This is a genomic window from Blautia sp. HA3515 (genome assembly GCF_059933065.1).
In genome coordinates, this window is record NZ_JAYFUY010000075.1 from 1 (window position 1) to 8,489 (window position 8,489).

Annotated in this window: 7 protein-coding genes and 2 pseudogenes; all 9 read right to left on the bottom strand. The window is 46.4% G+C overall.

The window, feature by feature from the left end:
- Positions 1–484: signal peptidase II (locus tag R1Y93_RS06490; RefSeq protein WP_500822152.1), on the bottom strand; the 484-nt coding region annotated here is incomplete at its 3' end.
- 39 nt (positions 485–523) lie between these two features.
- Positions 524–1,057 carry a DUF7575 domain-containing protein gene (locus R1Y93_RS06495; RefSeq protein ID WP_500822153.1) on the bottom strand — a complete coding sequence of 178 codons (534 nt, stop codon included), beginning with the start codon at positions 1,055–1,057 and terminating at the stop codon, positions 524–526.
- Between the two features lie 76 nt (positions 1,058–1,133).
- Positions 1,134–2,627 carry an ATP-dependent Clp protease ATP-binding subunit ClpX gene (gene clpX, locus R1Y93_RS06500; RefSeq protein WP_500822154.1) on the bottom strand — a complete coding sequence of 498 codons (1,494 nt, stop codon included), beginning with the start codon at positions 2,625–2,627 and terminating at the stop codon, positions 1,134–1,136.
- Between the two features lie 82 nt (positions 2,628–2,709).
- On the bottom strand, positions 2,710–2,970 hold the full coding sequence (locus tag R1Y93_RS06505) for an HPr family phosphocarrier protein (protein ID WP_500822155.1): 261 nt from the start codon (positions 2,968–2,970) through the stop codon (positions 2,710–2,712).
- Between the two features lie 183 nt (positions 2,971–3,153).
- A complete protein-coding gene (locus R1Y93_RS06510; RefSeq protein WP_500822156.1) occupies positions 3,154–3,816 on the bottom strand; it encodes a S1C family serine protease in 663 nt (220 codons plus the stop codon).
- A gap of 1,024 nt (positions 3,817–4,840) precedes the next feature.
- A pseudogene (locus R1Y93_RS06515) lies at positions 4,841–5,767 on the bottom strand (glycosyltransferase family 2 protein).
- A 143-nt stretch (positions 5,768–5,910) separates the two neighbouring features.
- Complete coding sequence (locus R1Y93_RS06520) at positions 5,911–6,192, bottom strand: hypothetical protein (RefSeq protein WP_500822157.1); 282 nt, start codon at positions 6,190–6,192, stop codon at positions 5,911–5,913.
- A gap of 700 nt (positions 6,193–6,892) precedes the next feature.
- On the bottom strand, positions 6,893–7,525 hold the full coding sequence (locus tag R1Y93_RS06525; RefSeq protein ID WP_500822158.1) for an LCP family protein: 633 nt from the start codon (positions 7,523–7,525) through the stop codon (positions 6,893–6,895).
- A gap of 45 nt (positions 7,526–7,570) precedes the next feature.
- A pseudogene (locus R1Y93_RS06530) lies at positions 7,571–8,489 on the bottom strand (undecaprenyl-phosphate glucose phosphotransferase); the annotation flags it as partial.

Genomic DNA, 8,489 nt, shown 5'->3' on the forward strand with positions numbered 1-8,489 from the left:
TTTTATTTTTATGGGATGGCAGTAAGCCAGACACAAGCCACAGGCCGGTTCCTGCAAGAATACACACATCAGACAGATTAAAGACTATTTTTTTCAGTTTCTTATGACTGGTACGAAAGCTGATATAATCTGTCACATACCCTCTTTCGCGCCGATCCATATAATTGGACAGACCTCCGCCCATAACCATACCAAGACCAATCCTGCCGATCACAGGCTTCTTCTGAATATTCTGCCGCAGATATTCTCCTGCAGCAGCACCTAAGGCTGCTGCGGAGATCCCCTGACAGTTCTTCTGATCTTTCGGGCCTATACCAAGGGCCATGCCTTCATTGTGGCAGTTACACAGATATATCCTTCCCCCAGGAATTTCCTTTCTGGTGCCCTGAAGGATATTGCTGTCCACCTGTTCCTTTATTTTTTCATCCAGCAGGTAGATCCATGCTGTAAGTCCAAGTCCTGTCATATCTGTCCTCTTCCCCATAACTGTCCTTGTGTCTTACGAAACCAAGGAGTGTATCACTTACTCCTGGGTATCCTCTGCAGAAGTCTCTGCTTCCGGTGCACTTTCATCAGTGACATCCTCTGAAGCCTCTGCTGCAGGCTCTTCTGCAGGTGCATCATTTTCTACTGCTGCTTCTGTTGCTTCTTCTGCTGAAGCCTCAGCAACAACTTCCTCTTCCGGCTCCGGATTGGGGCATGCAGTTCCACAGTATGGGCAAAAAGCCGCATCCTTCTCCACTGCCCGCTTACAGGATGGGCAGATCTTGCGTCCTTTCAGATCTGCTGCAGCATCCTTGTACTCTGCGATAGCATCCAGATGCTGACGGATCTCCTGACAAAGATTCTGAAGTTCTTCGTCCATCTGGGCACCTCCGCTGTAACGGCTGAAAACAAGATTACCGATATCACATTTCAGCTTCTCCACCATATGTTCCTCACTGGACACCTTACTCTGAATCTTCTGTGTCTCATAAATCTGTCCAGCCTTCTTGCTAAGATCCTTGGTTGTTCTTGTCAATGTTTCACTTAAACCATCAAAAAAACCTTTTCTCATAACGCATTTCTCCTTTTCTTTTATTTGCTGCATGAATATATGTTAGATGTTGGGGCACCCCCAACCAGTTGCCGTCTCAGGCCAGCAAAGGCACTTCCTGGCCTCTTAAAAGGATCCTTGGTCCTCCGTTACCGTCTATATATTCTTTTGTAATGATCACCTGACCAATACTGTCATCCTTAGGGATCTCATACATGATATCCAGCATATATTCTTCAAGAATAGCACGAAGGCCTCTGGCTCCTGTATTGCGTTCCAGGGCTCTGGCTGCAATAGAATGCAATGCTCCATCCTCAAACTCCAGGCGTACCTCATCCATGGCAAGAAGCTTCTGATACTGCTTCAGTATGGCATTCTTAGGCTCCTGCAGGATCTCTACCAGCATGTCTTCATTCAGCCCGTCCAATGTAAAGATCACCGGAAGCCGGCCGATAAATTCAGGGATCATCCCGAAATTGCGGATATCTTCTACGGTTACTTTTGAAAGTATATGCGGGTCTCTGTCATATTTATCCTTCAAATCCGCATAAAATCCAATGGATGCCTGCTTATTCAGCCTTTCCTTGATGATCTCGTCCAGATCCGGAAATGCGCCGCCGCATATAAACAGGATATTCCTGGTATCTACAGTCACCATAGGCACCATAGCATTCTTGCTGTTGGCTCCTACCGGCACCTCTACCTGGCTGCCTTCCAGCAGCTTCAGAAGTCCCTGCTGGACAGCCTCTCCGCTTACATCCCTTTGGTTTGCGTTCTTTTTCTTTGCGATCTTGTCTATTTCATCTATAAAAATAATGCCATGCTCTGCCCGCTCTACGTCATTGTCAGCTGCAGCCAGCAGCTTGGATACAACGCTCTCAATATCGTCTCCAATATATCCTGCCTCTGTCAAAGATGTAGCGTCTGCAATAGCAAGCGGTACATCCAAAAGTCTGGCCAGTGTCTTTACAAGATAGGTCTTACCGCAGCCGGTAGGCCCGATCATCAGCATGTTGGACTTCTCGATCTCCACATCATCCTTCATGTCTGATGCCACTCTCTTATAATGGTTGTACACTGCCACTGACATAACCTTCTTTGCCTTTTCCTGGCCGATCACATATTCATCCAGGGTGGCTTTGATCTTATGGGGTGCAGGGATCTTCTTCAGATCCAGCACAGGCTTTGCTTCCTGGGCTGCCTTTTTCTTGCGGATCTTCCTGGGCTGTGGTCCCATATTCAGATTCCCCAGGTCGATCATGCTGACGCCTGGCATATTCAGCAGGTCGCCGTAATTCATGTTACTGTTGTTGATCTGGCTGTTCATAGTGTTAAAGCTTTTCTGCATACAGTCTGTGCAGATATGTATATCATTCGGAAGTTCGATCATCTTCCCTGCCTGGCTTTCCGGACGGCGGCACAGGAAGCAGAAGTGCTCGTATCCGTCTTCCTGTTGGTCCGTATCATCCCCTGCACCAGCAGCAGATGAATCAGCTGTTGGGGATGGATCCGTTGTGTCTGCTGCTGTGTCTTTCTCTCCGGCAGTATCTACTTCTCTGAAATCTTCGTAATCGTCAATATGCTGTGACATATTATTTCCTTTCTGTTGTTGTATTCCATTTGGATTATAGCACATATTTTCACACTATTGAAATAAAGTTTTTATAAAGTCTTTATAAAGTCTGACGAGACATAAAAGCTTGTATTCCCTCTTCGGCAGAGTCCTCATCTGGACCTTCTATAAAGATCTCCACCTGATCGCCGCAGCGAAGTCCCATTCCCATGATCCCGATCAGATTTGCAGCGGATACTTTCTTACCGTCTTTTTGAAGCTGTATCCTGCTTTCATATTGTTTTGCTTCTTTTACAAGCATTCCTGCCGGCCTGGCATGGATTCCTGCCGGATCTTTGATCGTATATAATATTTTCTTCATTTTCTGCCTCCTTATCCCTAATATCATCATATTGATATTTTTCCCGAAAAACTCTTTTTCATACATTCTACTGCAGGATGCAGGAAGAGCTGCCGTAACGTATCTGAAACTCAGATACGCCAAAGCAGCTCTCATGAAATATCCTATAGGTAAGAATTTGATACCAAAACACCAAAGGCCATATCAGGCATTATTATGTCCCTGGCTATCTCTGGACGCAAGGGTAACGCTGATGGTCTGTTCTTTATATTCGCCATCATCCGGCCGTGCAACTACCACATCTACCGTTTCTCCGGCAGTATAATAAGACAGCTTCTCCACCAGGTCGGAGCGTCCGCTCACCGTTTGTCCGTCAAATTTTACAATAATGTCGTTTTTCTGGATGCCTGCCTGCTCCGCTGCACCGCCTGGTGTTACTCTCATAATAAAAGCACCGGATGGCATATTGTACATCTGGACGGCACCTGCGGTAAGATCTGTCACCTCCACATCCAGATATCCGGCTTTGGAGGAATCAGACACCTTATCCCTTGTCTTCCGATTCATAAGATCTTCCAGGATGGGCTGAGCCTCAGAAATAGGAATGGCGTACCCTGTACCTTCCACGTCACTGGATGCATATTTTGCACAGTTGATCCCGATCAGTTCACCCTTCATATTCAAGAGGGCACCACCGCTGTTGCCAGGATTGATCGCTGCATCTGTCTGAATCAGGTTGGAGGCAGTGCTTCCTCCTTCCAAGGTGATGGTACGGTTCAGGGCACTTACCCATCCGGAAGTGACTGTCTGACCATAACCAAGGGCGCTTCCTATGGCAACCACCTGCTCTCCTACCAGCAAGATCATCAGAGCTGCCCAGCTGGGCAATCTTGATCTCACTCATGGTATCTTCTGGGATATCCTTTTTCTCTACAGCGATCACTGCCAGGTCATTCGTCTCATCGGTTCCTTTGATCTTTGCAGAGACTGCATCGTCAATATTAATATCTCCGTCACCGCTGGCTACATTCTGTGTCTCTTGCTCTGCACTTACCACATCATCCCCGATAAAGCACACACTCAAGGTAGTAGCACCCTCGATCACATGATTGTTGGTAGCGATCAGAAGCTCATCATCATTCTCTCCTACAATGATCCCAGACCCACTGCCTGTGCTTGGATATTCCATGCCATATCCAAAAAAGCTGGTGATCTCCTGAATGCTTACAGACGTAATAGCAACCACTGAAGGCATGGTAGCTTTTGCTACGGCTGCCACTGCACCTTTTTCATTAGCTGTATCCTGCACTGAGGAAGTATCTGTGGCATTGTCTGAAGCTGCCACTGTCTCCGGAACTGATTCTGTAGTGGATACTTTTGTATCTGTGGCAGATGCTGTGCCAAAATATTTCTGAGACAGGATATTGGTTGCCTGAAAAACAGTTCCTGCTACCAGTCCGAATATCACTGCCAGTGCTATCGTAGCTGTCAGCTTCTTCTTAAAAAGTACTGGCTTCCTGTCTTTGTCTTCTGCCGTAGCTTTCACCTTGCTGGTGTCTTCTTCGTCCTGGTCTTCTCTGGTTGTTTGCTGTTCTTCATGAAACCGATACTGTCCGTATTGTGGTCTTGTATAGTGATAGGTTACATCCCCGGAGCTGTCATTTACTGTATTTTCCTGGGAATCTGTCCCCCGGCTTTTCTCCTCGTCCATATCCATCTGCTCCCTTCTGTCTTTCTCGCTATGGTAAAATAATCCAATGTCATTCCCCACCTTGTGCAAGCACAGGCGGGTTCAGACCTTTTAACACTGTAATCATTACATAAAAAAAGTGTAACAATGAAATGTGTTTAATTTGTGATGGATATTTAAAAAAACAGTGACAGAAACCAACTATTCTTTTCTTTTCCAGTATTCCCGGTTCATTGTACACTTAAGGATCGTTTTGGGTGACAGTCTCCTGTATCCTTTCCCCATTTTGTACCCCAGGTACTTGCTGCCACTTTGGAGCACCAGCTGCGGAATCAGCCATATATGTCCGCTTTTCAGAAGATAACCCAAAGTCTGCTTTACCAGCTTCATCCCCTCCCCTTCGGAAGGGACAGAGTTCGAAGATCTCCGGATGCTCTGCCTGGGACACGCCCAGATCAAAATTTCTGTGGAACTGCTGGCAGCAGGAATAATTATGCGAATGGTACACACAGGCATCTGCCTGATATGCGATCCCATATCCTTTTTTGGCCATATTGCCTGCATAGATCATATCCTCATTAAAAATGGCCCGATCCACAAATCCACCTACTTCTTTGTAAATCTCCTTGTTGTAAGCTGCACATACATTGGAGCAAAAATATGTCTTGATCCCGTATCTGCCTGTATCCTTCTCCCATTTTACAGAAGAAACCGATGGATAATTAAAGGATCTGGTATAGCATTCTATAAAGCGGCAGTCCTGTTTGGGCAGCTGTCTTGCGTATGCTGCCCCCCGACTTTTTCATCTGCTTCAAGAGGCTTTAAAAGATGTTCCACCAGGTATTCATCTACCGGAAGGGCGTCCTGGGTCATGAAGATCATAAAGTCAGCCAAAAGACAGCTCTGCCGCCTTTTTCCTGGTGCCGCCATGATCAAAGTCAGACTTTTGAAGATGGTAAACCTGCAGCTGTTTAAACTCCTTTTCCCATTCAGGCTTCCAGCCGCTTTCTTCTGTATTCATCACAATATTCTGTGAATCGGTCTGGTCTGCTGATCCAGCCTTGTCAGAAGCTGATAAAAATAATTTCCCGGATGGTATGTGGGAATGATCACATCTACATTTTTCATTCTTTTTCCTTTCCCATTGAATTGAACTGAGATAAAAAGGGCTGCTGCATAAATACACTTGCCAGGAATAATATACTGCCTTTCAGGAATATATATTCATTCACTGCAGATGCTTTATGCAACAGCCTGCTCGACTTGAACTGTTAAGCGCCTTCCACGCTTTCATAATCAACGATCACATCATCCTGGATCACATCACCGCCGCCGGCATCTCCACCGCTGGTATCTCCTCCACCGCTGACATCACCGCCGCCACTGGCATCTCCTCCACCGGTAGTATCTCCGCCGGTGCCAGGATCTACATAGTCACCGCCTGTATTGCCTCCACCGCTGGTATCTCCTCCACCGGTAGTATCTCCGCCGCCGGTTCCCAGGATCCACATAATCACCACCGGTATTACCGCCGCCGCTGGTATCTCCTCCACCGGTAGTATCTCCGCCGGTGCCAGGATCTACATAATCACCGCCGGTGCTGCCATTATCACCACCGCCAGAACTGTCTCCTCCGCCGGTAGTTCCTCCATTATTTGGATCCGAATAGCCGCCGTTTCCGTTATCCCAGGCATTGCCGCCGCTACCGTCATCCTGCCAGAAGAATTCATTATTTCCGCTGCAACCGTCGTCCTCGCTGACTGCAGGAGCCTCATCCTGAAGCTTGTCAGCACCTCCTACGATAGCAACGATCTTGGCACTTGCATCAATAATATTCTGTGAAGGTGTATAATTCTGGAAGAACCATACAGGAACTCATGAAGCTGCTTTACATTGGACTCCAGGGAATCCGCCACAATAATACTTCCTCTTACATTGGAGAACTTATAATTAAGTGGGAAGGTCTGCTTGTAGTCTGATCCACATGATATCCAAGAAGTGTTGGAATCATATTCAGGATCTCGGTCTTGGTAAGAGATGTCTCCGCCATTGGGAACACCTCAGTCCGTAATATCGAAAATGGTAGTCGGACCCGGCTTTCTTCAGCTTCTGGGTCAGCATCTGGATCACCTTACGCTACGACGCTCTGTACGTCCCATATCCAGGCTGGCTGTATAGCGGATACGGCAGTAAGAAGTAACCTGCACACCATTCAGATGGTAAATATTATAAATAGCTTCCTCATCTTCAGGCTTAGGATCCGGAAGCTCTACCGGTGCAGTATTCCTTATCTGTCTCCTCTGATGTTTCCTTACAGTAGCTGTTCATATGAACCATCTCTGCATAGGAAAGAGGGATCTCCAGACCGCCAACTGCGTCTACTGCTGCAGTCAGTGCATTAAAATCTACAGTAGCATAATCCGTAATATTCAGATCCAGGTTGGTGTTCAACATGGAAATAGCCTGTTCCGGACCACCGTATGCATAAGCTGCATTTGCCTTGGCATAAGTATCATTGCCAATATTCAGAAGCGTATCACGGTAAACAGATACCAGACGTACCTCCTGTGTATCATTGTTAATGCTGGCAATGATCATGGTATCACTGTTCTCAGAACCCAGAGACGCATTCTTGGATCTGTGGTCAATACCGAACAGTGCATATGTTCTGTAGCCTGTCATCTTGGGAGCTGTATCATTGGTAACTATCTTGGAATCATCGAAAGTTGCCCGTTCGCCGGAAGATTCTGTTACTTTGTTCTTTACAAGCTTGTCCATCCTGGCTGAAATCTGTCCATACACATACAGTCCGCCAATAAACAGCAGAAGAACAATGATCTCAATTGCGAAGAGGATTCTCTTCTTCTTTTTTCCTTTTCCTGCCATACTCTTTTCCCTTCTTGGTTATTCTGCATCCCTTAGTATTCTCTGTTAGTATGCATTTTTATTAATAAATCCCTTAAAAAATGTAAGGAACAATATTTTGATGTCAAAGCTAACGGTCCAGTTCTCAATGTAATATAAGTCACACTCAATCCTTTTACGGATGGATGTATCTCCTCTGTAGCCGTTTACCTGTGCCCATCCGGTCAGTCCAGGACGTACCTGGTGCTTCACCATATATCTGGGAATCTCTTCCCTGAACTTCTCCACAAAGAAAGGCCTCTCAGGCCTTGGGCCTACCAGGCTCATATCCCCTTTCAGGATATTGAACAGCTGGGGCAGCTCATCTATGCTTGTCCGTCTCATGAATTTACCAATGCCGGTAACTTCTGGGATCATTCTTCACTGTCCAGGCTTTCTTCTCTTCTGACTCCGGCTGTACCTCCATGGATCTGAATTTATACATCCAGAATGTCTTATTGTGAAGCCCTACCCGCTCCTGCTTATAGATCAGCGGACCCCTGGATGTGGCCTTGATCAGTATGCACATCAGCAACATCACAGGAGAAGCAACAATAATAGCTGCAATAGAACCCAGAACATCCATGATCCTCTTTACCATTGCATTAAAAGTGTTGCTTAGCGGCACATAACGTATATTGATCACCGGAAGTCCCAGTATATCTTCTGTATATGGCTTGGTGGGTATAATCGTACTGTAGTCCGGAATAAATTTGGTATGAACCCCTGACTTCTCACACATGGCAACGATCTGCTCCAGCCGGTAATACTCAGAAAGACCAAGGGTGATCGCAATCTCGTCCAGTCTGTTTGCAGGCAGGATCACCATCAGGTTTGCGATCCTTCCAATGACTTTGATCCCTTTGTAAACAGTACCAGCTTCTACGTTGTCATCCAGAATCCCCCTCACAATATAACCCCACTGGGGATTTTGCTGGATGCGGTC